Genomic DNA, 21,661 nt, shown 5'->3' with positions numbered 1-21,661 from the left:
AATAAGGTGTCAGACTACGTTTTCGGCCTGAAGAGCTCGCTTTGAAAACGTAGTCTGACACCTTATTTCCTGACACCGTATTTCCAGCACGACCGATAGCATGTGCCGCACTGATTCATGAGAATCACACCCTCGAAGATAAATCTCAGACTTATCTGATTGAGCCGCCCGCGCTCACGCGATAGATTGGCTGCTGGCCCTTGGCGACCCAGCCGCAGCACTTAATATTCCGGCCCCTCCGCCGTTAGTACTCGGTAGCACTAGAAACTTGCTGCCTGATAGCGATCTATCGTTTGACGGCTCGGTGATACAGCGGCTTGGGACGATGGGCCGGAATACTTGGATCGACGCCAAGACTGTCTTGTCCTCCCGACTTTGCCGCCAAACAGGGCGAATTTCACCCATTCAAGATCGCCTTCATCGGATACCACCACGACCATGCAAGCCCTCAAATTGGCGGCCGCTGCCGCCTTATCACTGCTGACCCCCGGCTGCGCATTCATCATGGGTTCGCCGGCCAAGCCGTTGGCGACAAATCCCGCGCCCGATGAGGTGATCAGCCCCGTGCTGGTCTACACGTCGGACTGCGATTTTCAGAAGCAGATCGACGACACCGGATGGATAGGCGCCCGCACGGCGCTGCCGGCGTTGTATGCGGCCGAGGCCGTGTGCAAAGCGTTGAACAACGAACTGCCGGGTGCCATGGATGCGGCAGACATCAAGGCGACATTCAAGCTGCGCAAGCCAGACCCGAAGTCCGCCCGGCCGCAGGCACTGAAAGAAGATGCGGCGGCCATCGGGGCGAAGTACGTCGTGGCGCTGGGTGAGCCGGGTGGCTTTGGCGGCTATCAGCAGTACGGGCCGTCGGTCGGCATCAAAGTGCGCCTGTACGACGCCGAGTCAGGTGAATACCGTGGCTATGACGAAGACACCTACCCGATTTCACTGCGTGATTATTCCAATCGAGGTCCGGCTGCGGATGGCCAGCGCATCGCGGCGGACATCGCCAACAAGCTGGCGCACACGATGCGCAAGCGTTGTACCGAGGCCTATCCGTATCAATGCGGCAAGACCGGGCTGTTCCGCCTGGCCGAACCGCGCGATGCCTATGGCAAGTGATCGCCGAGACGGCCACCGCATTTTTTTTAATGAGTCGCGAATGATTGCTGTGTTGCGTTCCGTAGCGCCCGCGTTGTTGCTGGGCGGCGCCTTGGCAGGTTGCTCTGCCACCAATCCCAATATTCTCAGCCGTTACGATGCGGGCAGCAGTGCCCGGATCCGCGTGTACGTGTACACGGCAGATCGCATCCGGCTGGATTTCGATCGGACTTGCTTCTTGCCGGCTTCCGGCCTGTTCGGGCATGGCGAAGGCCTGGAAACGATCCAGCGTTCGCATATGCGTGGCAGCGGTAGCGTCGGCATGCCGGCGTCGCCCAATATTACGGGGCTGGTGTTCGACGAATTCGTCATCAAGGCGGGTATCCCGGTGACCATCTACGGTCAGGTCGGCGGCACGTACCAAAACGCCGGACCCTACGGGACTGTGACCATGAGCCGGTATGAGACGAAGAATGCCGCCTACTTCACACCGGCCCCGGGCAAGGACTACGAGGTCTATGTGGAGCAGCGCAAGGTCGTGGTGCAAGACATCACTGCGCCCGACGCCAGTCTGGCCGAGCGGCAGGTGTCGTTGATGCCGGCTGCGCCCTGCCCGGAGCCTCCCCCGACGGCGTTGCCTAAGGTCTGATGGCGGTCAGGGCGCGGCGCGTTCTGCTCGCCTGCCGATCCGTCGGCCCCTGAACTCCCCGCCTTGTCCTGATGGCCTGACTGCCAACCCCGGAATTCACAGGTGCGGCGTTGCGCGGCCGGTGAAACCCGTTGCACCGACAGGCCGACAAACGGCGATCAAACCGGCCATTCCCCCAACCGGTACGCCGAGTCCCAGAACATCCATTCCAGTTGCGCCGCATGCGTGTAGGCACGATGCATGTCCTCGCGCGTTTGCGCTGACGCCTTGTCCGCCGCCTGGTCCACCGACGCAATCACTTCGCGCACCAAGGTATGGAATTCTTCGCCGGCGTAGGTATCGATCCACGCGCTATACGGATTGGGACGGGTTGCGCGCGCATGGATGTCGCGGCCGATTTCGGCGTAGATCCAGAAGCACGGCAAGAGCGCGGCCAGGGCCACGGGGTACGGCGCGCTCCAGGCGGTGGCGATGAGAAAGCTGGTGTAGTGGTGGCTGGCGGGCGACAGCGGGGTGGACGCAAAGGTCTGGGCGTCGATGCCGAATTGCTTCATGAAGCCTTCGTGCAGGCTGCGCTCGACCACCACGGCGTTCTTGGCGGCATCGGCAAATTGCACGACGCCGTCGGCGTGGTCGGCCTTGGCGGCGGCCACAGCCAGGGCACGGCCGAAGGCCAAGAGGTAATGCGCGTCCTGGATCATGTAATGCCGAAACGCCTGCTCGCTGAGCTGGCCGCTGGCCAGTTCCTGATTGAACGGCATGGTGCGCGTTTTGTCGTACAGCGCGGCGTTGCGCGCCCAGGCGTCAGAGCTGAAAGTCATGGCATTCCTCAAGGCAAAAACGGGCGGCGCGCCAGGGTGCGAGCCGCGGTGACGGGCCCCAGGGTATCAGGTGTTGCGCGATGCGCCGCACCGGGGCCGGCAGCGGCCAGTGTATTCATTAATTGAGAATCATTGTTAATATGGCCGTCCTTTTGCCTTGACGCGACGTTCGGCCCCATGTCCCGCTCCACCAACCCCCTGAAAGGTTGGCTTGCCTATTACGGCGAGCTGGTGGGCTCGTGGGCCAAGCGCAATTCGCGGCCTAGCGACGCCGAGGACGCGGCGCAGGATGTGATGGCGCACATGCTGACCGACACCCGCGCGGCGGCGTTGGACGCCAAGTCGTATCTGTACCGGGCGGCGCAGAACCGGCTGATCAGCGAGATCCGGCGGCAGTCGCGCCACCCGGAGACGCCGCTGGAATCGCTGTCGGCCGACGACCATCCGCTGCTGCACGATCCCGAGTCCGGGGTGCGGGCCCGGCAATTGGCCGATGCGCTGGAACAGGCGTTGGCGAGCTTGCCGCTGAAGAAGCGGCAGGCGTATGTGTGGCACCGTCTGGAAGGCTATTCGCAGCCCGAGATCGCGCAGCGCATGGGCTTGGCGCTCAATACGGTTGAACGCTATATCATGGACGCCACCCGCGAAATGCGCGAACAGCTGCAACGCTTCTGCCCCGATTGATTCGCCGCGCAATGACTGATCCCATCGACCCCGTTCTGCTGCGTGACCCGCGCGACGCTGCCGCGTTCTGGTTCGCGCGCGTGCGTTCGGGGCAGATGGACCCGGCGCAGCAGCGGCAGTTCGACGCCTGGCGGCAAGCAGACCCGGCGCACGACCTGGAATACCGCCGCGCCTGCGGGGTCTGGAACGGCATGGCATTGGTGGATCCGGCCAAGCTGCGCGCGCTGGCAGCCGAGCCTGCCCCGGCGCCACGGCGCCGGCCCGTGCTGCGTCGTTCGTTGACGTTGGGATTGGGACTGGCGTGCGCCGCGCTGGTGGCCGCCGTGGCGTTGCCGCAATGGTTGGGTGCGTCGCCGGGCTTTGCGCAGCAATACGCGACCCAGGCGGGACAACGTCAGCAGGCGTCATTGCCGGACGCGTCAGTGGTGGACATGAATACGGCGACGCGCCTGTCGGTGCGCTTGTACGCCGACCGCCGCGTGGTCGAGCTGGAGGCGGGCGAGGCGACGTTTTCGGTGACGCCGGACGCGCAGCGGCCGTTCTATGTCGAAGCCGGAAACGCCACGATCCGTGTCACGGGCACGCGCTTCAACGTGCGGCGCGATGCCGGCGCGGTGCGGGTCGCGGTGGATTCCGGCACGGTGGACGTGAAGGCCGGCCATTGGTGGAATCGCAGCCAGGTGCAACTGGTTGGCGGGCAGGGCACGCATACGCTTGCGGATGGCGGCCTGTCGCCGTCGGAAAAGGTGGATGTGCCCAATCTGCTGGCCTGGCAGGCGGGCCGGGCGGTGTTCCGCGATCAGCCGCTGGCCGACGCGGTGGCCGAGATGAACCGGTATGGCCGCAAGGACATGCGTGTGGCCGACGCCAAGGTCGGGCGCATCCGGATTTCGGGGGTCTTCAACGTGGACAATCCGCAAGCGTTCCTGGAGCTCTTGCCGGCGATCGCGCCGGTACGCGTGCAGACGGCGGCGGACGGCGTCGTCACGATCCTGGGACGCTGAACAGGCGGTCGCTGCTGGCGAATATGGCCGGCGAGCCACGGGCTCCGGGCCGGCCGGATCAGATCCGGATCACACCGCCTTTCCCTTTGCTTTTTCAGGTGGCGAGCAACGCACGCCGGGAGGCTTGCGCCCTACGCGTGGGCTCCACCGTCATCGCTCGCATTGTGCCGGTTTCACTTAGTTTCAATTGAGCGGGAGATTTTCATCAGGGATTTGGCGCGCGGCGGCGTCTTGCAGACAGGCGCGCTGATTGGCGTTGCCGTGCATCGCCAGCATTGCGGGCCGACACGTCGGCCGGCGGGCGTCGATTCCCAGAAAATCATCAGGAAAGCTTGTTCCGTGAACCGTAAATCCGTTGGACTCCGTTCTTGCGCGCCGCCTGCCCGTGGCGTGGGCGCGCTGGCCTTGTCGCTGTTGCTGGCGGCAGGCGTGCCATTCGCTGCCGCGCAGGCGCAGGAAGCGGCGCTGCAGCTGAACATGCCCGCGCAGTCGCTGGAAAGCGCGCTGATCCAGCTCGCCAAGCAGGCTTCGTGGGACCTGGCCTATTCACCGGACGCCGTGCGCAATCTGCGGGCGCCTGCCGTGTCGGGCAACCTGACGCCCGACCAGGCGCTGCAGGCCCTGCTGGTGGGCTCGGGGCTGATCTATGAACGAAAGGGCAGCACGGTCGCGCTGTCGCGCGATCCCAATGACAGCAGCGTGGTGATGGAGAGCATCACGGTGGTGGGCAAGGGCAACGCTATGACGGAAGGCACGGGGTCCTACACCACGGGCGCGATGAATACGGCGACCAAGCTGCCGCTGACCATCCAGGAAACGCCGCAGTCCGTCAGCGTGGTCACGCGCCAGAAGCTGGATGACTTTGCGATGCAGACCATCGACGACGTGGCCAACAGCACCACGGGCGTCACGGTGAACCACTGGAGCAATGACCGCTCGCGCTATTTTTCGCGCGGGTTCACGATCAATACGTTCCTGCTGGACGGCATGCCGGTCACGTACGAGACGGATACGTCCACCTACAGCACCACGGCCATGTATGACCACGTCGAAGTGGTGCGCGGCCCGACCGGCTTGATGACGGGCATGGGCGACCCGTCGGGCGCGATCAATTTCGTGCGCAAGCAGCCGACCGACACGGCGCAGTTCATCCTGACCGGGCGCGCCGGCAACTGGAACAATTTCTTGGGGGAGTTCGATGCAGGCGGTCCGCTGAACGACAGTGGCTCGGTGCGCGGGCGCTTTGTCACGTCGCAGCAGTCACGCGACTATTTCATCGACGGCTACAGCAGCCGCAAGCAGTTGTACTACGGCGTGCTGGACATCGACCTGACGCCGCGCACCACGCTAAGCCTGGGTGGGCATTCCAACACCGAAGACAATCCGGGTTCGGAATGGATGGGCGTGCCCACCGCGCCGGATGGCTCGCCGCTGGATATCCGCCGGTCGCGGCGCTTTTCGCCATCGTGGAGCTATTGGGACAAGAAGGAAAACAGCGTCTTCGCCGAGTTGAAGCATTCGTTCGACAGCGGCTGGGTGGCCAAGGCCGCCGCGCGTTCGGTGAACGCGAAGTCGGCGCTGGATGGCGCCTATTTCGTCAGCGGCAGCTACGACGAGCAGGGCAATATGCTGTACGACGTGATGGGCGGGCGCTACGACTACGACAAGAAGCAGCAGAGCTTTGACGTGTCGGCGCAGGGGCCGGTCAAACTGTTCGGCCGCTTTCACGATATTGCGCTGGGCGCGAGCTATCGCAAGGACACCTGGCGCGACGATGGCTACAGTTACCTGGATACGCCGGACGGCTATTACATGCTGGGTGGCGTCAATCCGTACACCTGGAACCCGGATTCGATCCGCCGCACCGATTTCGTGAAAGACACGCTGTGGCGCCGCGACCAGCGGTCGGCACTGACCTCGGCCTATGCCACGGGCCGCTTCCGCCTGGCGGATCCGCTGAGCATGATCCTGGGCGCGCGCCTGGACTGGTTCGATTTCGACAACAGTCAGTACCAGGGCGCCTGGAGCAGTCATCGCAAGTTCAGCGAAGACAAGCACTTCACGCCCTACGCGGCGCTGACCTACGACCTGAACGACAACCACTCGGTCTACGCCAGCTATTCCAGCATCTTCAAGCCGCAGTATTACCTGGACACGTCCGGCACGGTGCTCAAGCCGGTGGAAGGCACCAACTACGAAGTCGGCCTGAAGGGCAGCTATCTGGATGAGCGTATCAATGCCGCGATCGCGGTGTTCTCGACTACGCAGTCGAACCTGCCGCAGGCAGTGACCGACATCCCGTCGTGCTTTGTCGCCACCAACTGCTATCGGGCGGTGGGCAAGGTCAAGAGCGAAGGCGTGGAAATCGACGTCAATGGCGAGCTGTTGCCGCGCCTGAACGTGGGCATCGGCTATTCGTATACCCGCGCCAAGGTGACATCGGGCGGCATCGACGGCGCGCAGGGGCAACCCTATGCCAGCTACATTCCGCAGCATCAGTTGAAGATCGCCGCCATGTATCACCTGTCCGGCGCTTACGAGAAGTGGCGGCTGGGCGGCGCGGTGCGCGCGCAAAGCAAGACGTCGACGCAGTCGTTGACCGGCAGCGAAGGGTACGAGCTCAAGCAGTCGCCGTTCATGGTGGCGGACCTGGTGGCCGGGTACAAGGTGAACCGGCAGCTGGACATCCAGTTCAACGTCAACAACCTGTTCGACAAGCGCTACTTTGAATCGATGCAGGGCAATAACGGTGGCAACTACTACGGCACGCCGCGCAGCTTCCTGCTGACGACGCGCTATCAGTTCTAGGCAAGGCCGCCGGCGCGCCATCGTGTGCGCCGGCTGTGCAGAACGCCTGGCGCGGCGGCGGGTGCCGGCCGCGCCTGACGGCGTTATTGCATGTACCACCCGTGGCTGACCACGAACGATTGGCCGGTGAACGCGGCGCTGGGGAAGGTGGACAGGAACAGTGCGGTCTGTGCCACGTCTTCGACGGTGGTGAAAACGCCGTCCACCGTGTCGCCCAGCATCACTTTCTTGACCACGTCTTCTTCGCTGATGCCCAGTTCCTTGGCTTGCTCGGGAATCTGCTTTTCGACCAGGGGCGTGCGCACGAAGCCGGGGCAGATGACGTGCGAACGCACATTGTGGGCCGCGCCTTCCTTGGCCAGCACGCGCGCCAGGCCCAGCAGGGCGTGCTTGGCGGCCACGTAGGCAGACTTCAGCGGCGAGGCTTCATGCGAATGCACTGAGCCCATGTAGATCACCACGCCGCCGCGGTTGTCCTTGTACATGTGCTTGAGCGCGGCTTTGGTGGTCAGGAAGGCGCCGTCCACGTGGATGGCCTGCATCTTCTTCCAGTCCGAGAATGCGAAGTTCTCGATGGGGTTCACGATCTGGATGCCGGCGTTCGAGATCAGGATGTCGATGCTGCCGTAGGCCGCTGCCACACGGTCGATGCCTTGGTTCACGGCGTCTTCGTTGGTGACGTCCATGGCCACGCCCATGGCTTTGCCGCCGGCTTGTTCGATTTCTCGGGCCACGGCGTCGGCGCCGGCCTGGTTCAAGTCCGCGATGGCGATGGCCGCGCCTGCTCGTGACAGGGTCAGCGCGATTTCCTTGCCGATACCGCTGGCGGCGCCGGTGACGACCGCGACTTTTCCGTTCAGATTGCTCATGCTGGGAACCTCCGGGTAAGGATGCCGCGAGCCGGGTAGCGCCCGCGGATGCGTGGGGCATGCCTTGATGGTAGCGCCCCAGGATGAGAGCGGCCTGAACGCGCGCTGGGTAACTTTTTATGTCATTTGCTTCCGCGTGGCAGGCCGTGGCGCGGGTGGCATGTCAGGACGGGCCGCGCAGCGTCCCGGGCGCTGTTACCAAGCGGGCGCGCGCGCCGAAATCGGCCATTGCCGGTTGGCGCCGGCTGCGCGAGAATCCGCCGGATTCAGGCCCTGCGACAGACCAGGGGCCTTCATTTCTTACAGAGCGAAGACAAGCGTGTCATCAGTCATGAGCGGTCAGGTGGGCGTCAGGGCAGCGGGATCGAGGGCGGGGCGCGTGGCGCGGCAGATGATTGCCGGGGCCTGCCTGGGGTGGGCGGCGTTGTCGGCGCAGGCCGCCTACATCGTGGTCGACACGGGCCACACGCCCAAGCAGCCGGGCGCCACGGGCGCCAGCGGCCGGGTCGAATACCAGTACAACCTGGACCTGAGCGCCGCGGTGGCCACCGACCTGAAGCGGCGGGGCGACCGCGTGACGCGGGTGTCGGCCGATGGCGCCGAGATCGCGTTGGGGCGGCGGGCGCTGACGGCGCCGGACGCGGACTTCTTCATTTCGATTCACCACGATTCGATGCAGCAGAAGTACATCGACGCGGGCCGCCAGCGTGAATTCGCGGGCTTCGCCATCTTTGTGTCGCAGCTCAATCCCAAGTACGAAGACAGCCTGCGCTGCGCCCGCGCGATCGGCGAGGCGTTGGTGGCCGCCGGCGAGAAACCGTCGCTGTACCACGCTGAACCGATCGCGGGCGAAAACCGTCCGCTGCTGGACCGCCGCCTGGGCGTGCATCGCTATGATGGCCTGGCGGTCCTGAAGACCGCGGCCATGCCGGCGGTGCTGGTCGAGGCCGGCGTGATCGTGAACCCCGACGAAGAGGCCCGCCTGGCCCGGTCCGACACCATCCAGCGGGTGGCGCAGGCCATCGCGGACGGCACGCAAGCCTGCCAGAAGCGGTAGCGGAGGGCGGCGCGGGGTGGCATTGCCCGGCGGGATGGATAAAATCCCGCTGCAATAGGCGTTCCGTGGATAAGGACTGATGATGCTGAAAAGAACACTAACGGCAGTAGGGTTGAGCGTGGCGATGTCCCTGGCGGCCCTGTCGCCCGCCACGGCGCAGACGCCGGCGGGCGCGCCGCAGCAAGAGGAACCGGAGCGCTACGGCCCGTTTTTCTTCCTGCCCAGCCAGCCCAACTTGCTGATCTACGTGGGTGCCGTGGGCGCCAACGACATGCTGAACCTGAAAAAGGCGCTGCGCGAGCATCCGACCATTTCCACCCTCATCCTGCAGAACAACGGGGGCGGCCTGGTCCATATCGGGCTGGTGGTGGCCGAAGAAGTCTACGAACGCGGACTGAACACCTACATTCCCAAGGACAGCTACTGTGCGTCGGCGTGCGCGTTCGTGTTCTTTGCCGGACGCCAGCGCCTGGCCGAGGGGCGTCTGGGCGTGCATCAGATCACCGCGCCCGAGATGACCGGCGAGCAGGCCCAGTTCGGCGTGTCGGACATCGTCGCGACCCTGCCGAAGTACGGCGTGTCGGCCGATGTGCTGGGCATCATGTTCAGCACGCCGTCCAAGGAAATGTATTTCTTCTCGCCACAGGAAATCATCAAGTACGGCATCAACCGCACGGGCAACGTGCAAACGGCCAGCAACGCGCCGCAGCAGGCCGCCCCGCGCAGCGCGCCGGTGCCGGCCCCCGCGCAGCAACCCGCCGCCGCGCCCTCGCAGGCCCAGGCCCCTGACGACGAGCCGCGCCTGCCGCCGCGCAAGCCCGCCCAGTCCGCCCCTGCGCCCGCCCAGGCGCCCGCGCCGGTGCCCAATCCCTACATGCCCAAGGAAACCGCGCCGGCCGCGATTTCCGACGAGCAAAAGGCGATCAATGCCGCTGCCCTGATGATCCAGGCAGGCAGCGGCACCAACGAAGAAGCGATGAACTTCACGCGGGAGTTCTACGCCGATACGGTCGACTACTTCAAGAAGAAGCGTCCGAAGTCCGAGATCCTGGCCGACAAGCAGGCGTATTTCGCCCGCTGGCCGGTGCGTCGCTTCGTGGTGGACCAGAATTCACTGAAGGCCAAGTGCCAGGATCAGATGTGCATGGTGGTCGGCCTGTACGACTACAAGGTATCCAGCCCGGAACGCGGCAAGACCGCCACCGGAACGTCGAATTTCACCTACGTCCTTGACCTGCGCAACCGTTACCGCATCGTCATGGAAGACAGCGAGGTCATCAGCCGCTAAGGCAGTGGCCGATGCCAGGGAGCATTGCAATGCGTTTGAAAATCCGCGCGGCACAGTGGTTGTGCGTGATGGGCCTGGGCCTGTTGTCCGCGCAGGCCATGGCCATCAACTGCCAGAAGGCCGGCACGCAGGCCGAGAAGCTGATCTGCTCGGACCGCAAGGCCGTGGCGGCGGATGCCGAGCTGAATCGGGCCTATGCGGCGCTGTTGAAGCAGGCGCCCGACGACGAGATCCGCACGGCGATCAAGGATGGCCAGCGCCAATGGGTGAACGCGCGCGACCGTGCGCTGGAGCGGCTGGCCGACAACCCGGATTCGCTGCAGGATGATGACGCCACGCCGGGCAGTATCGCGGCCAAGCTGATCGCGGCCCGCGCGGCGGATCTGACGGCGCATCCGAAAAACAGCGCCACGCCCACCATGATCAGCGCGGCGTTGCGGCAGCGGGAATTCCGCAAGCAGTTCACGGGCGGGCCGTTCTCGGGCTACGACGTGTCTTGCGACGTGTTGCCGCCGTATGAGGTCTACGGCTGCTTTGCGATCCGCCACTACCAGAACAACGACCGCGTCTGCAGCGTGGAAGACTACTGGGCCACGGGTTCGGTATACGTGCAGCGCTATGTGGCCAAGCTGGTCGACAACAAGCCGGTGCCGGTGGCCTCGTGCTCGTTCAACGGCAATGACGCCAACTGCCCGGGCGGCATCGCGGACGATGCCCACTGGAACACTGGCCCCGAGGTGCACAAGGTCGATTACCCAACATCGCCGTTGGCCAAGCTGGCTGTGGATATCGACGACAGCGACGACTACACGTGGCTGCAGGCTTGCCTGACGGACAAGACGTTCCCGTTGTCGAACCCGACGTCCGCGGGCAAGTAACGCGGCGTCAGGCGTTGGCGCGTCGCTCCGCGCGGTGCTTGGCATCGTGCCGCAATGCGCCCCGCTGTACCACTGCTTGGTCATGCGTGGTATTGCGGGCGCCGTACAGCAAGGTCAGGCGGACGTGTCCGCCACCGGCTTGCCGTTGGCGCGCAGCAGCAGGAACCCCACCACGGCCGAGGCCAGCGACCCGGTCAACACGCCGATCTTGGTGGCGTCGATGGCGGCCGGGTCGGTAAAGGCCAGTGCACCAATGAACAGGCTCATCGTGAAGCCGATGCCGCACAACAGGGCCACGCCGTACAGCTGCGTGAAGTTGGCATGGCGCGGCAGGCTGGCCATGCCGGTCTTGATGGCCAGCCAGGCAAAGCCGAAGACGCCCAGCTGCTTGCCCAGGAACAGGCCCAGCGCCACGCCCAGCGGCACGGGCTGCGCCAGGCTGGACAGGCCCATGCCGGCAAACGACACGCCGGCGTTGGCGAAACCGAACAGCGGCACGATCAGCAAAGCGACAGGCTTGTGCAGCGCGTGTTCCAGCGCATGCAGCGGCGAATGTGCCCCGGCGTGGCCCTGATTCTGCGGACGCAGCGGGATGGTCAGCGCCAGCGCCACGCCGGCCAGCGTGGCGTGCACACCGGACTTCAGCACGAAATACCACAGCACCACGCCGATCAGCAGGTAGGGCGTCAGGCGCAGCACGCCGGCCCGGTTCAGGCAGAACAGGCAGGCCAGCAGCGCACCGGCCAGGGCCAGGGCGAACAGGTTCAGTTCAGACGTGTAGAACAGCGCAATGATGACGATGGCGCCCAGGTCGTCCAGGATGGCCAGGGCCGTCAGGAAGATCTTGAGCGACGTGGGCACGCGGCTGCCCAGCAGCGCCAGGATGCCCAGGGCAAAGGCGATGTCGGTGGCGGCGGGAATGGCCCAGCCGCGCAGGGTGTCGGAGCTGCCCAGGTTGACCAGCACGTAGATCAGGGCGGGCATCACCATGCCGCCCAGCGCCGCGATGCCGGGCAACACGATGCGGGATATGCCGCGCAGTTGGCCGTCGAGGACTTCGCGTTTGATTTCCAGGCCGACCAGCAGGAAGAACACGGCCATCAGGCCGTCGTTGATCCAGTGCAGCACGGACTCCTTGAGCATGACGGTGCCCACGTGGAAGCCCAGCTTGGTGCCCAGGACCTCGAAATAATGCGGGGCGAGCGGGCTGTTGGCGATGACCAGGGCGGCGGCGGCCGCCAGCATCAACACGTATCCGCCCAGGGCTTCTGAGCGGAGGAACGCCTGCAGGAATGAAACGGGCCGGGACGACGATGGGGGGGCCTGCAGGGTCACTGGAGCATCCTTTATTGCCTTTGAAGCGATTCAATTCAAGAAGCTGAATTTTACCTTAAAGGCGTATGACAGTCGTCAAATATCGGGAATTTCGGCGAACTACCTATTAATTTTCGGAAATTTCTACAGAGGCGTTGTCGTGGCGATTCAATGCCACAGCAACGCGTTCATGGCTTCGACCAGCCGGTTGCGGTAGCGCGGCAACAGCGCCTGCACGCGGGCCTGGCGGTCGGCCCATTCGGCGGGTTCGCTGCCCTTGGCGATGCGCGGGGGCGCCCAGATCGGGTCGGGAAAATGGCGGTCGCCGCGCCAGCGCGGAATCACGTGCCAGTGCAGGTGCGGCACCATGTTGCCCAGCGACGCCAGGTTGATCTTGTCAGGCGACAGGATCGACTGCTGCGCTTCTTCCACCACGTACACCGCCCGCATCAGCAGGTCGCGTCCGTGGGTGGACAGGCTGGTCATCTCGGCCAGGTGGGCGTTCCAGATCACGCGCGTGAAACCGGGGTAGTCCGGGTCGTCGACTTCGATCAGGCGCAGGTGCGGCCCCCGCCACAGCAGTGTGCCGCCCTCTTCCTGGCAGAGCGGACAGTTGGGGTCGCGCGCGCTCACGGCAGCACCTTGCGGTATTGGATGAAGCCGGAACGGTCGGCGATGCGGTCGTACAGCTGCATCGCCGTGGCGTTGGTTTCGTGGGTCAGCCAGTACACGCGGGCGCAGTTGGCGGCGGCGGCCTGGGCGTAGACGTGTTCGATCAGCTTGCGGCCGGCGCCGGTGCCGCGGGTGTCCGGGTCGACATACAGGTCTTGCAGGTAGCAGTAGTCGCCAGCGGTCCAGGTGGACCGGTGGAAGATCCAGTGCACCATGCCGACCGCCTTGCCGCTGTCGTAGGCCAGGGCCGCGTGCATGGGTTCGGCGGGGTCCAGGAAGCGCGCCCAGGTGTTGCGCGTGACGGCATCGGCGATGTCGACGCGGTAGAAATCCTGGTAGCCCTTCCAGAGGGGCAGCCAGACGTCGAAATCGGCGGCGACCACGGGGCGGATGTCGGCGGAACTCATGGGGCAGGTCCTCTTGTCGGTCAGAGTTGGCTTTCGAGGGCTTCGACGATGTGCCGCAGCACTTGAAGGCGAGCGTACCGCTTGTCGTTGGCCGATACCAGATGCCAGGGGGCGTGCTGGACGTCGGTGCGGGCCAGCATTTCGTTGGTGGCCGCGGCGTATTCCTTCCATTTGTCCCGGTTGCGCCAGTCGTCGGGGGTGATCTTGAAATTCTTGAAGGGCGATTTCTCGCGATCCTTGAAGCGTTCAAGTTGCACGTCGGCCGTGACGGCCAACCAGAACTTCAGCACCAGTGCGCCGCTGCTTGCCAACTGACCTTCAAAGTCGTTGATCTCGGCGTAGGCGCGGCGCCATTGCGACGGCGGCGTGAGTTTTTCGACCCGCTCGACCAGCACCCGGCCGTACCAGGAGCGGTCGAAGATGGCGATGCGGCCCAGGCGCGGGACATGGCGCCAGAAGCGCCACAGGTAGGGGCGCGCCAATTCATAGCTGTTGGGCGCGGCGACGGGGGTGATGTCGAACTGTCGCGCGTCCAGCGCATGGGTGATGCGGCGAATGGCGCCGCCCTTGCCGGCAGCGTCCTGGCCTTCGAACACCAGCACCAGCGAGCGCCCCTGGAATTTCTTCGAGCGGGCGGCGCGCGCCAGCCGGCCTTGCAGCAGGCCGAGTTCGGATTCGTAGTCGTCGCGATCGACCTTGGCGTCGTAGTCGAGCTGGCCCAGGCGATCCAGGATGCGGGCCGGGCCGGTGTGCGCCACGAACGTCGCGGGAATGCGCGGCACCGTGTGCTGGCGCATGGCGGCCAGCACCGCTTCGGCCGTGCGCGCGGCGCGCATGTTCTCGTCGGCGCTGGGAATGACGACCCAGGGCGCGTGGCCGCTGTCGGTATGGTTGATGACGACCTGGCCGCTGTTGCGGATGCGGTCGTATTTCTTGTGGACTTTCAGGTCCACCGGGCTGACCTGCCACGAGGTCTCGGGGCTGGCCAACAGGCGCTGGGCGCGGGCCTGCTGGGCTTCGGACGACAGGTGGAACCACAGCTTGATGATCTGCACGCCCTCGGCGGCCAGCATGGCTTCGAAGCGGCGGATGGCCACCGACTGCGCTTCGATGTGATCCTGGTTGGGCTTCTTGCGTGCGGCTTCGCGGATCAGTGGCGTGTACCACGAGCCGAACACGATGCCGGTGCTGCCCTTGGGCGGCAGGTCTTTCCAGTAGCGCCACATGGGCGGGCGGTCGAGCTCGTCGCCTTCGGGCGGGCCGTAGGCCAGCGTCTTGATGTGACGCGGGTCCATCCATTCATTGAGCAGGTTGACCGTGGCGCCCTTGCCGGCGCCATCGATGCCGGCCACCACCACCAGCAGGGATTTCTCGGCCTTCTGCAGGCGCTGGTATTGCGCGTTCAACAGCGCCACGCGCAGCCGCGCTTCGAGGGGTTTGAAGTCTTCTTTCGACAGGCTGGGGTCGGCTTCGGCTTCGGCGAACATAGGGGATCCGTCAGGTCGGCAATCGTGCGATCGGGCGATCTTGCGGGATATCCCGGCAGCGCGCAAGTGCGTGGCCGACGCCTGCGGCCTACAGCGAGTCGAGGGGAATCTTGAGGTAGCGCACGCCGTTGTCTTCGGGCGGGGGCGGGTGGCCGGCGCGGATGTTGATCTGGATGGCGGGCAGGATCAGGGTGGGCATCGACAGCGTGGCGTCGCGCCGCGTGCGCATGGCCACAAAGTCGTCTTCGGCCACGCCGTCGTGCACGTGGATGTTGCTGCGACGCTGTTCGGCCACGGTGGTCTGCCAGGTGGCCTCGCGTCCGGCGGGCGGGTAGTCGTGGCACATGTACAGGCGGGTGTCGGCGGGCAGACCCAGCAGGCGCTGGATGGACTGATACAGCTGATGGGCATCGCCGCCCGGGAAGTCGCAACGCGCGGTCCCCACGTCGGGCATGAACAGGGTGTCACCCACGAACACCGCGTCGCCGATGCGGTAGGCCATGTCGGCCGGCGTGTGGCCGGGCACGTGCAGGGCGGTGGCCGTCAGCGTGCCGATGCGGAAGGTCTCGCCATCCGTGAACAGATGGCCGAATTGCGAGCCATCCAGCTGGAACTGCGGTTCCAGGTTGAAGATCTGCTTGAACACGCCCTGCACCGTGCGGATGCTCTGGCCGATGGCGATCACGCCGCCCAGCTGGCGCTGCAGGTAGGGCGCGGCCGACAGATGATCGGCGTGGGCATGGGTCTCCAGCAGCCATTCGGTTTTCAGGCCGTGATCGCGCACATAGGCCACGACCCGGTCGGCGCTGGCGGTGCTGCTGCGGCCGGACTTGGGGTCGTAGTCCAGCACCGAATCGATGATGGCGCAGGCGCCGCCCGGCGTGGCTTCGTGGACCACGTAGGTGACGGTGGCCGTGGCCGGGTCGAAAAAGGCTTGGATCTGGGGATTCATGGGCAAGGCGCCTTGGCCGTGAGACGGCCGTCAACTTCTGACAATATATATTTTTCAATAATATTGTTGGATAGTTTATGCGTCAATATAATGATCAAATCCTATCCGGCCGATTGATCCTCATCAAATGAATGCCCCTCTGACCGAATGCGAAGTCGCCGTGCTGCGCGAATCCGCCTCCCAGGCCTGCGCGCTGCTCAAGGCACTGGCCAACGAAGACCGGCTGCTGCTCTTGTGCCAGTTGGTGCAGGGCGAACGCAACGTGGGCGAACTGGAATCCCTGACCGGCATCCGCCAGCCGACCCTGTCGCAGCAACTGGGCGTGCTGCGCGACGAAGGCCTGGTGGCTACGCGCCGTGATGGCAAGTACGTCTATTACCAGATGGCCAGCTTCGAAGTCAGCCAGGTCATGAAAACCCTTTCCAGCCTGTACTGCGGCCGCGCGATGGCGTCGCTGAAATGATGGTCGATTGGGCCGCCTTCACTCCCTGGACGGCTGCGGCGGGCGGCCTGCTGATCGGCGCCGCCGTCGTGGGATTGATGCTGGGGGCTGGCCGCATTGCCGGCATCAGCGGCATCCTGGGCGGCCTGCTGCCCCCCGGGCGTGACCGCGCCTGGCGCCTGGCGTTCTTGTTGGGTCTTGCCGTGTCGCCGTGGCTCTATCGCCTGACGGCGGAATTGCCCGCCATCTCGGTGGATGCCGGCACCGGCCGGTTGATAGTCGCCGGCCTGCTCGTGGGCCTGGGCACCCGTTATGCATCGGGTTGCACCAGCGGCCATGGCGTGTGCGGCCTGTCGCGCGGCGCTGCCCGGTCGCTGGTGGCCACCGCGCTCTTCATGGGGGCGGGCTTTGTCACGGTGTACGTGGTGCGCCACCTGATCGGAGCCTGACATGCCTGCGCTATTCGCCTTCGCTGCGGGCCTGGTCTTCGGGCTGGGCCTGATCGTTTCCGGCATGGCCAATCCCGCCAAGGTATTGGGGTTTCTTGACCTGGCCGGCCGCTGGGATCCGTCCTTGGCGTGGGTCATGGGCGGCGCCGTGCTGGTGGCCGCGCCGGGTCTGGCGTGGGTGCGCCGCCGCCGCGCCAGCCTGTCCGGCGAGCCGTTGCACTGGCCCACCGTGTCGCGCATCGATGTGCGCCTGATGGCCGGCAGCCTGGCGTTCGGCGCGGGCTGGGGGCTGGCGGGCTTCTGCCCCGGCCCTGCGCTGGTGGCGGCCGCGGCCGGCGTGCGCGAAGCCGGGGTGTTCGTGGCCGCCATGGTCGTTGGCATGGGGCTGTTTTCAGCCATTGAATATTTCAGGCGCCAGCCCTGACGGGGCGGCGCCGACAACAGGAGACAAGCATGCAGACAGCCGCACAGGCGCAGCGCGATTTCGATGTGGTGGTGGTGGGCGGCGGATCGGCGGGCATCGGCGTCACCGCCAGCCTGCTGCGTCGCCGGCCCGACCTGCGCATTGCCGTCATCGAGCCCAGCGACAAGCACTACTACCAGCCCGCCTGGACGCTGGTGGGCGGCGGCGCGTTTGACATTGCCAAGACGGTGCGCCCGACACGCGCGGTGATGCCGGGCCGGGCCACCTGGCTGCAGGCGGCCGCCGCCGGCTTCGAACCCGAGGCCAACCAGGTCCGGCTGGCCGACGGCAGCGCCGTCAGCTACCAGCAATTGATCGTCTGCCCGGGCTTGCGGCTGGCGTGGGACAAGGTCGACGGCCTGACGGACACGCTGGGCAAGCACAACGTCACCTCGAACTACCGCTTCGACCTGGCGCCCTACACCTGGGAACTGGTGCGCGGCCTGAAGGGCGGCACGGCGCTGTTCACGCAGCCGGCCATGCCCATCAAATGTGCCGGCGCGCCGCAAAAGGCCATGTACCTGGCGTGCGACCACTGGCGCCGCACCGGTGTGCTGGACCGTATCCAGGTGGAATTCGACCTGGCCGGCGCCGTGCTGTTCGGCGTGCCCACCTTCGTGCCGCCGCTGATGCGCTACGTCGACAGCTACGGCATTTCGCTGGCCTTCAACTCGGCGCTGGTGGCCGTGGACGGCCCGGGCCGCAAGGCCTGGTTCGACGTCAAGGACGCCGAGGGCGCCGTGACGCGGGTCGAGAAAACATTCGACATGCTGCACGCGGTGCCGCCCCAGGTGCCGCACGATTTCCTGCGCCAGAGCCCGCTGGCGGACGCCGCCGGCTGGTGCGAGGTCGACCCGGCCACGTTGCGCCACGTGCGCTATGCCAACGTCTTCGGCCTGGGCGACGGCATCAGCACCACCAACGCCAAGACGGCCGCGGCGGCGCGCAAGCAGATCGTCACGGTGGCCGAGAACCTGCTGGCGGTGCGTGAAGGCCATGCGCTGCCGGTTGCTTACGACGGTTATGGCTCGTGCCCGCTGACGGTCGAACGCGGTCGCATCGTGCTGGCTGAATTCGGCTACGGCGGCAAGCTTCTGCCCACGTTCCCGCTGGACCCGACCGTGGCGCGCAAGAGCGCCTGGTTCCTCAAGGCCACGATGCTGCCCTGGATCTACTGGAATGGCATGCTCAAGGGCCGCGAGTGGCTGGCCCGTCCGTTGGGTAACTGAGCGGGGCAGCATGATGTATTCGGTGACGCTCATCAGCCTGGGGCTGGGTGGCGGTGTAGGCCTGATCCTGGGCCTGACGGGGGCGGGCGGGGCCATCATGGCGGTGCCGCTGCTGGTGTTCGGGCTGCACCTGAACGTGTCGCAGGCCGCGCCGATCGCGCTGCTGGCCGTGGGCCTGTCGGCGGCGCTGGGGGCGGTGCTGGGGCTGCGGGCCGGCAAGGTCCGCTACCGCGCCGCCGGCTTCATCGCGGCGACCGGCATCGTGGTGTCGCCGCTGGGCCTGTGGGCCGCCCGGCGGCTGCCCAACGCGCCGCTGGCCATCATCTTTGCCGGCGTGCTGGGCATGGTGGCCTGGCGCATGTGGCGCCAGGGCTCCGGCGCGGCGGCTGCCACGGCCGCACCGCCGCGCACGCCACCCTGCCTGCTCAATTCGGACACCGGCCGCTTGCGCTGGACCGCGCCTTGCGCTCGTGCGCTGGCCGGCACGGGCGTCATCGCCGGATTCCTGTCGGGGTTGCTGGGGGTGGGCGGGGGCTTTGTCATCGTGCCCGCGCTGCGCCGCGCGACCGACCTGCCGATGCAGGCCATCGTCGGGACGTCATTGGCCGTGATTGCATTGGTGTCGGCCAGCGGCGTGGTGGCTGCGGCCGCGGGCGGCCACCTCGATTGGGCCATCGCGCTGCCCTTCACGGTGGCCGCGGTGGTAGGCATGCTGGCCGGCCGCGCGGTGGCGGATCGCTTTGCGCCGCGCCGGCTGCAGCAAAGCTTCGCGCTGTTCGCGGCCTTGGTGGCCGCGGCCATGCTGGTCAAGGCCGTGATGGCGCTGGCCGCCTAGGCAGGCCCACGGCCGGCGCGCGCGGCACCGGCCGGATCGCCGCATTACTCGTAGGTACGGATGTCGTCGATGACCTTGCCGTCGTTCGGCAGGGCGCCGGCGTCGGCCCATTCCACGTCGCCGCGCAGCTTGGTGACGTCGCGCATGGATTCCGCGATGCGGGCGCTGAGTTCTTCGCCGCGTACTCGCGATTCCACTTTCAGCACCATGCGGTCCGAGCCGGTAGTGCCGCTGATGACCAGCCTGGCCCGCAGGATCTCGGGATGGCGCCGCACCACGTCGGCGACCTGCGACGGATGCACGAACATGCCGCGCACCTTGGTGGTCTGGTCGGCGCGGCCCATCCAGCCCTTGATGCGGGTGTTGGTGCGGCCGCAGGGTGAGATGCCGGGCATGACGGCCGACAGGTCGCCGGTGCCGAACCGCACCAGCGGGTAGTCCGGGTTGAGCGTGGTGACGACCACTTCGCCGACCTCGCCATCGGGCACGGGTTCGCCGGTGCCGGGGCGCACGATCTCGACGATGATGTCTTCGCCCAGCACCAGGCCCTGGCGGGCCGGGGTCTCGAACGCGATCATGCCCAGGTCTGCGCTGCCGTAGGCCTGGTAGCCCTCGATGCCGCGGGCGGCCAGCCAATCGCGCAGCGACGGCGGAAAGGCCTCGCCCGACACCAGCGCGCGGCGCAGCGAATCGAGCTTCACGCCCAGTTCGTCGGCCTTTTCCAGAATGATCTTCAGGAAGCTGGGCGTGCCGGTGTAGCCGCTGGGCGCCAGGTCCTGGATGGCGCGCACCTGCTGTTCGGTCTGGCCGGTGCCGCCGGGAAATACGGTGCAGCCCACGGCATGCGCGGCGGTTTCCATCATGGAGCCGGCCGGGGTGAAGTGATACGAAAAGCAGTTGTACGCCAGTTCACCCGCGCGGAAGCCGGCCGCGTACAGGGCGCGGGCAAAGCGCCAGTAGTCGGCGCGGGCGCTTTCCGGTTCATAGATCGGGCCGGGCGAGGCGAACACCCGCATCGCTTCGCCCCAGCCGATGGCCGAGAAGCCGCCAAAGGCTTTGCCGGGGCCGGCGGCGCGCGCGGCGTCATCGCGGCTCTGCTGCTGGCGTTCCAGCAGTTCGTGCTTGCGCAGCACGGGCAGGCGCGCCAGTGCGGCGCGGGACGTGACCGTGGCGGGATCGATGCCGCGCAGCTGCTCGGCAATCGCCGGTGCACGGGCGATTGCCCGCGCGATGGCGGCGGGCAGGGCTGCCATCAGCTCGCGCTCGCGTTGCTCGGGCGCTCGGGTTTCCAGAACATCGAAAAACTCGGACATGGGATCGCACCCTCTCGTGTGCCGTACTGCGGTGTCGTTGCCGGCGGCAGGCCGGACCGCGCCGGCTTGCCGCTCCAGGGATCAGGCCAGCCAGCGTTTGCGGCGGCGGTAGAACTTGTTGTCGCGGAAACTCTTGCGTTCGCCGCTGGAAATACCCAGGTAGAACTCTTTGACGTCCTCGTTCTGGGCCAGGTCCTGCGCGGCGCCGTCCATCATCACGCGCCCGTTTTCCAGGATGTAGCCGTAATCGGCATAGCGCAGCGCGATGTTGGTGTTCTGCTCGGCGAGCAGGAAGCTGACGCGCTCGCGCTGGTTCAGGTCGCGCACGATCTCGAAGATCTCTTCGACGATCTGCGGCGCCAGGCCCATCGACGGCTCGTCCAGCAGGATCATGTTGGGGTTGGCCATCAGCGCGCGGCCAATGGCGGTCATCTGTTGCTCGCCGCCCGACGTATAGCCGGCCTGGCTGGCACGGCGTTGTTTCAGGCGGGGAAAATACTGGTACACGCGGTCCAGCGCGGCGTTGGTGTCACCCCGGCTGATGTTGCGGGTGTAGGCGCCGGTCAGCAGGTTCTCTTCGATGGTCAGGTGGGCAAAACAATGCCGGCCTTCCATCACCTGCACGACGCCGCGCTTGACCAGCTCGGCCGGCGACAGTCTTTCGATGCGCTGGTCGCGGTACTGGATGTGGCCTTTGGTGACGTCGCCGCGTTCGCCCTTGAGCAGGTTCGAGATCGCGCGCAGCGTGGTGGTCTTGCCGGCGCCGTTGGCGCCCAGCAGGGCCACGATCTTGCCTTCCGGCACCTGCAGGGAAACGCCCTTGAGCACCAGGATGACGTGGTTGTAGATCACCTCGATGCCGTTCACATCGAGCAGCACCTTGGGGGCGCTGGCGGTAGTAGCGGTAGTGGTTGCTGCGGTCATGGCGTTTCCTGCGGCATG

Annotated in this window: 22 protein-coding genes; 13 read left to right on the top strand and 9 right to left on the bottom strand. The window is 66.0% G+C overall.

Translation table 11 applies throughout. From position 1 onward, the window contains the following. Positions 1-339 precede the first annotated feature (339 nt). The gene (locus tag AC3WMR_RS28475) at positions 340-1,119 is read left to right on the top strand and encodes a hypothetical protein (protein WP_492266192.1); all 780 of its coding nucleotides are present in this window, start codon (positions 340-342) and stop codon (positions 1,117-1,119) included. Between the two features lie 40 nt (positions 1,120-1,159). After that, complete coding sequence (locus AC3WMR_RS28470) at positions 1,160-1,747, top strand: hypothetical protein (protein WP_492266191.1); 588 nt, start codon at positions 1,160-1,162, stop codon at positions 1,745-1,747. A 158-nt stretch (positions 1,748-1,905) separates the two neighbouring features. On the opposite strand, the gene tenA is transcribed toward AC3WMR_RS28470, so the two are convergent. Beyond that, positions 1,906-2,568, bottom strand: a complete 663-nt coding sequence (gene tenA / locus AC3WMR_RS28465; protein WP_492266190.1) for a thiaminase II — start codon at positions 2,566-2,568, stop codon at positions 1,906-1,908. Between the two features lie 177 nt (positions 2,569-2,745). Here tenA and AC3WMR_RS28460 point away from each other — a divergent pair, with 177 nt between their 5' ends. The 3 genes from AC3WMR_RS28460 (at position 2,746) to AC3WMR_RS28450 (ending at position 7,064) form a co-directional block, all read left to right on the top strand. After that, positions 2,746-3,252 (top strand): RNA polymerase sigma factor, encoded by a 507-nt coding sequence (locus AC3WMR_RS28460; RefSeq protein WP_492266189.1) that lies wholly within the window; start codon positions 2,746-2,748, stop codon positions 3,250-3,252. A gap of 11 nt (positions 3,253-3,263) precedes the next feature. Beyond that, positions 3,264-4,256 carry a FecR family protein gene (locus tag AC3WMR_RS28455; RefSeq protein WP_492266188.1) on the top strand — a complete coding sequence of 331 codons (993 nt, stop codon included), beginning with the start codon at positions 3,264-3,266 and terminating at the stop codon, positions 4,254-4,256. 339 nt (positions 4,257-4,595) lie between these two features. Then, the gene (locus AC3WMR_RS28450; RefSeq protein WP_492266187.1) at positions 4,596-7,064 is read left to right on the top strand and encodes a TonB-dependent siderophore receptor; all 2,469 of its coding nucleotides are present in this window, start codon (positions 4,596-4,598) and stop codon (positions 7,062-7,064) included. 83 nt (positions 7,065-7,147) lie between these two features. Here the strand turns inward: AC3WMR_RS28450 and AC3WMR_RS28445 are convergent, their stop codons facing one another. Then, complete coding sequence (locus AC3WMR_RS28445) at positions 7,148-7,933, bottom strand: 3-hydroxybutyrate dehydrogenase (RefSeq protein WP_025136604.1); 786 nt, start codon at positions 7,931-7,933, stop codon at positions 7,148-7,150. Positions 7,934-8,324: 391 nt separating this feature from the next. Between AC3WMR_RS28445 and AC3WMR_RS28440 the strand changes: the two genes are divergently transcribed. From AC3WMR_RS28440 to AC3WMR_RS28430, 3 genes are all read left to right on the top strand, one after another. Further along, on the top strand, positions 8,325-8,990 hold the full coding sequence (locus AC3WMR_RS28440) for an N-acetylmuramoyl-L-alanine amidase family protein (protein ID WP_492266186.1): 666 nt from the start codon (positions 8,325-8,327) through the stop codon (positions 8,988-8,990). 79 nt (positions 8,991-9,069) lie between these two features. Beyond that, positions 9,070-10,278 carry a COG3904 family protein gene (locus AC3WMR_RS28435; protein WP_492266185.1) on the top strand — a complete coding sequence of 403 codons (1,209 nt, stop codon included), beginning with the start codon at positions 9,070-9,072 and terminating at the stop codon, positions 10,276-10,278. 29 nt (positions 10,279-10,307) lie between these two features. After that, positions 10,308-11,156: a lysozyme inhibitor LprI family protein gene (locus AC3WMR_RS28430; RefSeq protein WP_492266184.1), complete on the top strand. Its 849-nt coding sequence runs from the start codon at positions 10,308-10,310 to the stop codon at positions 11,154-11,156. A gap of 114 nt (positions 11,157-11,270) precedes the next feature. Here AC3WMR_RS28430 and nhaA read toward each other — a convergent pair whose 3' ends face one another. The 5 genes from nhaA to AC3WMR_RS28405 all read right to left on the bottom strand — a co-directional run bounded on the left by nhaA (position 11,271) and on the right by AC3WMR_RS28405 (position 15,988). Further along, complete coding sequence (nhaA, locus tag AC3WMR_RS28425; protein ID WP_492266183.1) at positions 11,271-12,491, bottom strand: Na+/H+ antiporter NhaA; 1,221 nt, start codon at positions 12,489-12,491, stop codon at positions 11,271-11,273. A 147-nt stretch (positions 12,492-12,638) separates the two neighbouring features. Beyond that, positions 12,639-13,103, bottom strand: coding sequence for an HIT family protein (locus tag AC3WMR_RS28420; protein ID WP_025136598.1), 465 nt, complete (start codon positions 13,101-13,103; stop codon positions 12,639-12,641). Next, entirely contained in the window at positions 13,100-13,549 is a 450-nt protein-coding gene (locus AC3WMR_RS28415) for a GNAT family N-acetyltransferase (RefSeq protein ID WP_025136597.1), read from the bottom strand. Before AC3WMR_RS28415 ends, AC3WMR_RS28420 begins: the two co-directional genes overlap by 4 nt. Positions 13,550-13,569: 20 nt before the next feature. Then, positions 13,570-15,036 (bottom strand): polyphosphate:AMP phosphotransferase, encoded by a 1,467-nt coding sequence (gene pap / locus AC3WMR_RS28410; protein WP_492266182.1) that lies wholly within the window; start codon positions 15,034-15,036, stop codon positions 13,570-13,572. A gap of 88 nt (positions 15,037-15,124) precedes the next feature. After that, the gene (locus AC3WMR_RS28405) at positions 15,125-15,988 is read right to left on the bottom strand and encodes an MBL fold metallo-hydrolase (RefSeq protein ID WP_492266181.1); all 864 of its coding nucleotides are present in this window, start codon (positions 15,986-15,988) and stop codon (positions 15,125-15,127) included. 127 nt (positions 15,989-16,115) lie between these two features. On the opposite strand from AC3WMR_RS28405, the gene AC3WMR_RS28400 reads away from it, so the two are divergent. Genes AC3WMR_RS28400 through AC3WMR_RS28380 form a run of 5 tightly spaced genes read left to right on the top strand, consistent with a single transcriptional unit; the run spans position 16,116 to position 19,406 of the window. Then, positions 16,116-16,451 (top strand): ArsR/SmtB family transcription factor, encoded by a 336-nt coding sequence (locus tag AC3WMR_RS28400; protein WP_025136594.1) that lies wholly within the window; start codon positions 16,116-16,118, stop codon positions 16,449-16,451. Beyond that, the gene (locus tag AC3WMR_RS28395; protein WP_492266180.1) at positions 16,448-16,879 is read left to right on the top strand and encodes a YeeE/YedE family protein; all 432 of its coding nucleotides are present in this window, start codon (positions 16,448-16,450) and stop codon (positions 16,877-16,879) included. Before AC3WMR_RS28400 ends, AC3WMR_RS28395 begins: the two co-directional genes overlap by 4 nt. A gap of 1 nt (position 16,880) precedes the next feature. Then, the gene (locus AC3WMR_RS28390; protein WP_492266179.1) at positions 16,881-17,303 is read left to right on the top strand and encodes a DUF6691 family protein; all 423 of its coding nucleotides are present in this window, start codon (positions 16,881-16,883) and stop codon (positions 17,301-17,303) included. A 29-nt stretch (positions 17,304-17,332) separates the two neighbouring features. Beyond that, complete coding sequence (locus AC3WMR_RS28385) at positions 17,333-18,571, top strand: NAD(P)/FAD-dependent oxidoreductase (protein WP_492266178.1); 1,239 nt, start codon at positions 17,333-17,335, stop codon at positions 18,569-18,571. A gap of 13 nt (positions 18,572-18,584) precedes the next feature. Beyond that, positions 18,585-19,406 carry a sulfite exporter TauE/SafE family protein gene (locus AC3WMR_RS28380; RefSeq protein WP_492266200.1) on the top strand — a complete coding sequence of 274 codons (822 nt, stop codon included), beginning with the start codon at positions 18,585-18,587 and terminating at the stop codon, positions 19,404-19,406. A gap of 44 nt (positions 19,407-19,450) precedes the next feature. Here AC3WMR_RS28380 and AC3WMR_RS28375 read toward each other — a convergent pair whose 3' ends face one another. Both AC3WMR_RS28375 and AC3WMR_RS28370 read right to left on the bottom strand, forming a co-directional pair. Next, positions 19,451-20,719: a phenylacetate--CoA ligase family protein gene (locus AC3WMR_RS28375; RefSeq protein ID WP_492266177.1), complete on the bottom strand. Its 1,269-nt coding sequence runs from the start codon at positions 20,717-20,719 to the stop codon at positions 19,451-19,453. Between the two features lie 81 nt (positions 20,720-20,800). Then, positions 20,801-21,643, bottom strand: coding sequence for an ABC transporter ATP-binding protein (locus AC3WMR_RS28370; protein WP_492266176.1), 843 nt, complete (start codon positions 21,641-21,643; stop codon positions 20,801-20,803). Between the last annotated feature and the right edge of the window lie 18 nt (positions 21,644-21,661).

Source organism: Achromobacter sp. FW305-C-28, assembly GCF_058783235.1.
This window is presented reverse-complemented; position numbering and strand designations above follow the sequence as displayed.

Excerpts from the sequence above, each read along its gene's own strand:
- AC3WMR_RS28470 (WP_492266191.1), top strand. The coding sequence starts at position 1,160 with ATGATTGCTGTGTTGCGTTCCGTAGCGCCCGCGTTGTTGCTGGGCGGC.
- tenA (WP_492266190.1), bottom strand. The coding sequence starts at position 2,568 with ATGACTTTCAGCTCTGACGCCTGGGCGCGCAACGCCGCGCTGTACGAC.
- AC3WMR_RS28460 (WP_492266189.1), top strand. The coding sequence starts at position 2,746 with ATGTCCCGCTCCACCAACCCCCTGAAAGGTTGGCTTGCCTATTACGGC.
- AC3WMR_RS28455 (WP_492266188.1), top strand. The coding sequence starts at position 3,264 with ATGACTGATCCCATCGACCCCGTTCTGCTGCGTGACCCGCGCGACGCT.
- AC3WMR_RS28445 (WP_025136604.1), bottom strand. The coding sequence starts at position 7,933 with ATGAGCAATCTGAACGGAAAAGTCGCGGTCGTCACCGGCGCCGCCAGC.
- AC3WMR_RS28440 (WP_492266186.1), top strand. The coding sequence starts at position 8,325 with ATGATTGCCGGGGCCTGCCTGGGGTGGGCGGCGTTGTCGGCGCAGGCC.
- AC3WMR_RS28435 (WP_492266185.1), top strand. The coding sequence starts at position 9,070 with ATGATGCTGAAAAGAACACTAACGGCAGTAGGGTTGAGCGTGGCGATG.
- AC3WMR_RS28430 (WP_492266184.1), top strand. The coding sequence starts at position 10,308 with ATGCGTTTGAAAATCCGCGCGGCACAGTGGTTGTGCGTGATGGGCCTG.
- AC3WMR_RS28415 (WP_025136597.1), bottom strand. The coding sequence starts at position 13,549 with ATGAGTTCCGCCGACATCCGCCCCGTGGTCGCCGCCGATTTCGACGTC.
- pap (WP_492266182.1), bottom strand. The coding sequence starts at position 15,036 with ATGTTCGCCGAAGCCGAAGCCGACCCCAGCCTGTCGAAAGAAGACTTC.
- AC3WMR_RS28405 (WP_492266181.1), bottom strand. The coding sequence starts at position 15,988 with ATGAATCCCCAGATCCAAGCCTTTTTCGACCCGGCCACGGCCACCGTC.
- AC3WMR_RS28400 (WP_025136594.1), top strand. The coding sequence starts at position 16,116 with ATGAATGCCCCTCTGACCGAATGCGAAGTCGCCGTGCTGCGCGAATCC.
- AC3WMR_RS28395 (WP_492266180.1), top strand. The coding sequence starts at position 16,448 with ATGATGGTCGATTGGGCCGCCTTCACTCCCTGGACGGCTGCGGCGGGC.
- AC3WMR_RS28390 (WP_492266179.1), top strand. The coding sequence starts at position 16,881 with ATGCCTGCGCTATTCGCCTTCGCTGCGGGCCTGGTCTTCGGGCTGGGC.
- AC3WMR_RS28385 (WP_492266178.1), top strand. The coding sequence starts at position 17,333 with ATGCAGACAGCCGCACAGGCGCAGCGCGATTTCGATGTGGTGGTGGTG.
- AC3WMR_RS28380 (WP_492266200.1), top strand. The coding sequence starts at position 18,585 with ATGTATTCGGTGACGCTCATCAGCCTGGGGCTGGGTGGCGGTGTAGGC.
- AC3WMR_RS28375 (WP_492266177.1), bottom strand. The coding sequence starts at position 20,719 with ATGTCCGAGTTTTTCGATGTTCTGGAAACCCGAGCGCCCGAGCAACGC.
- AC3WMR_RS28370 (WP_492266176.1), bottom strand. The coding sequence starts at position 21,643 with ATGACCGCAGCAACCACTACCGCTACTACCGCCAGCGCCCCCAAGGTG.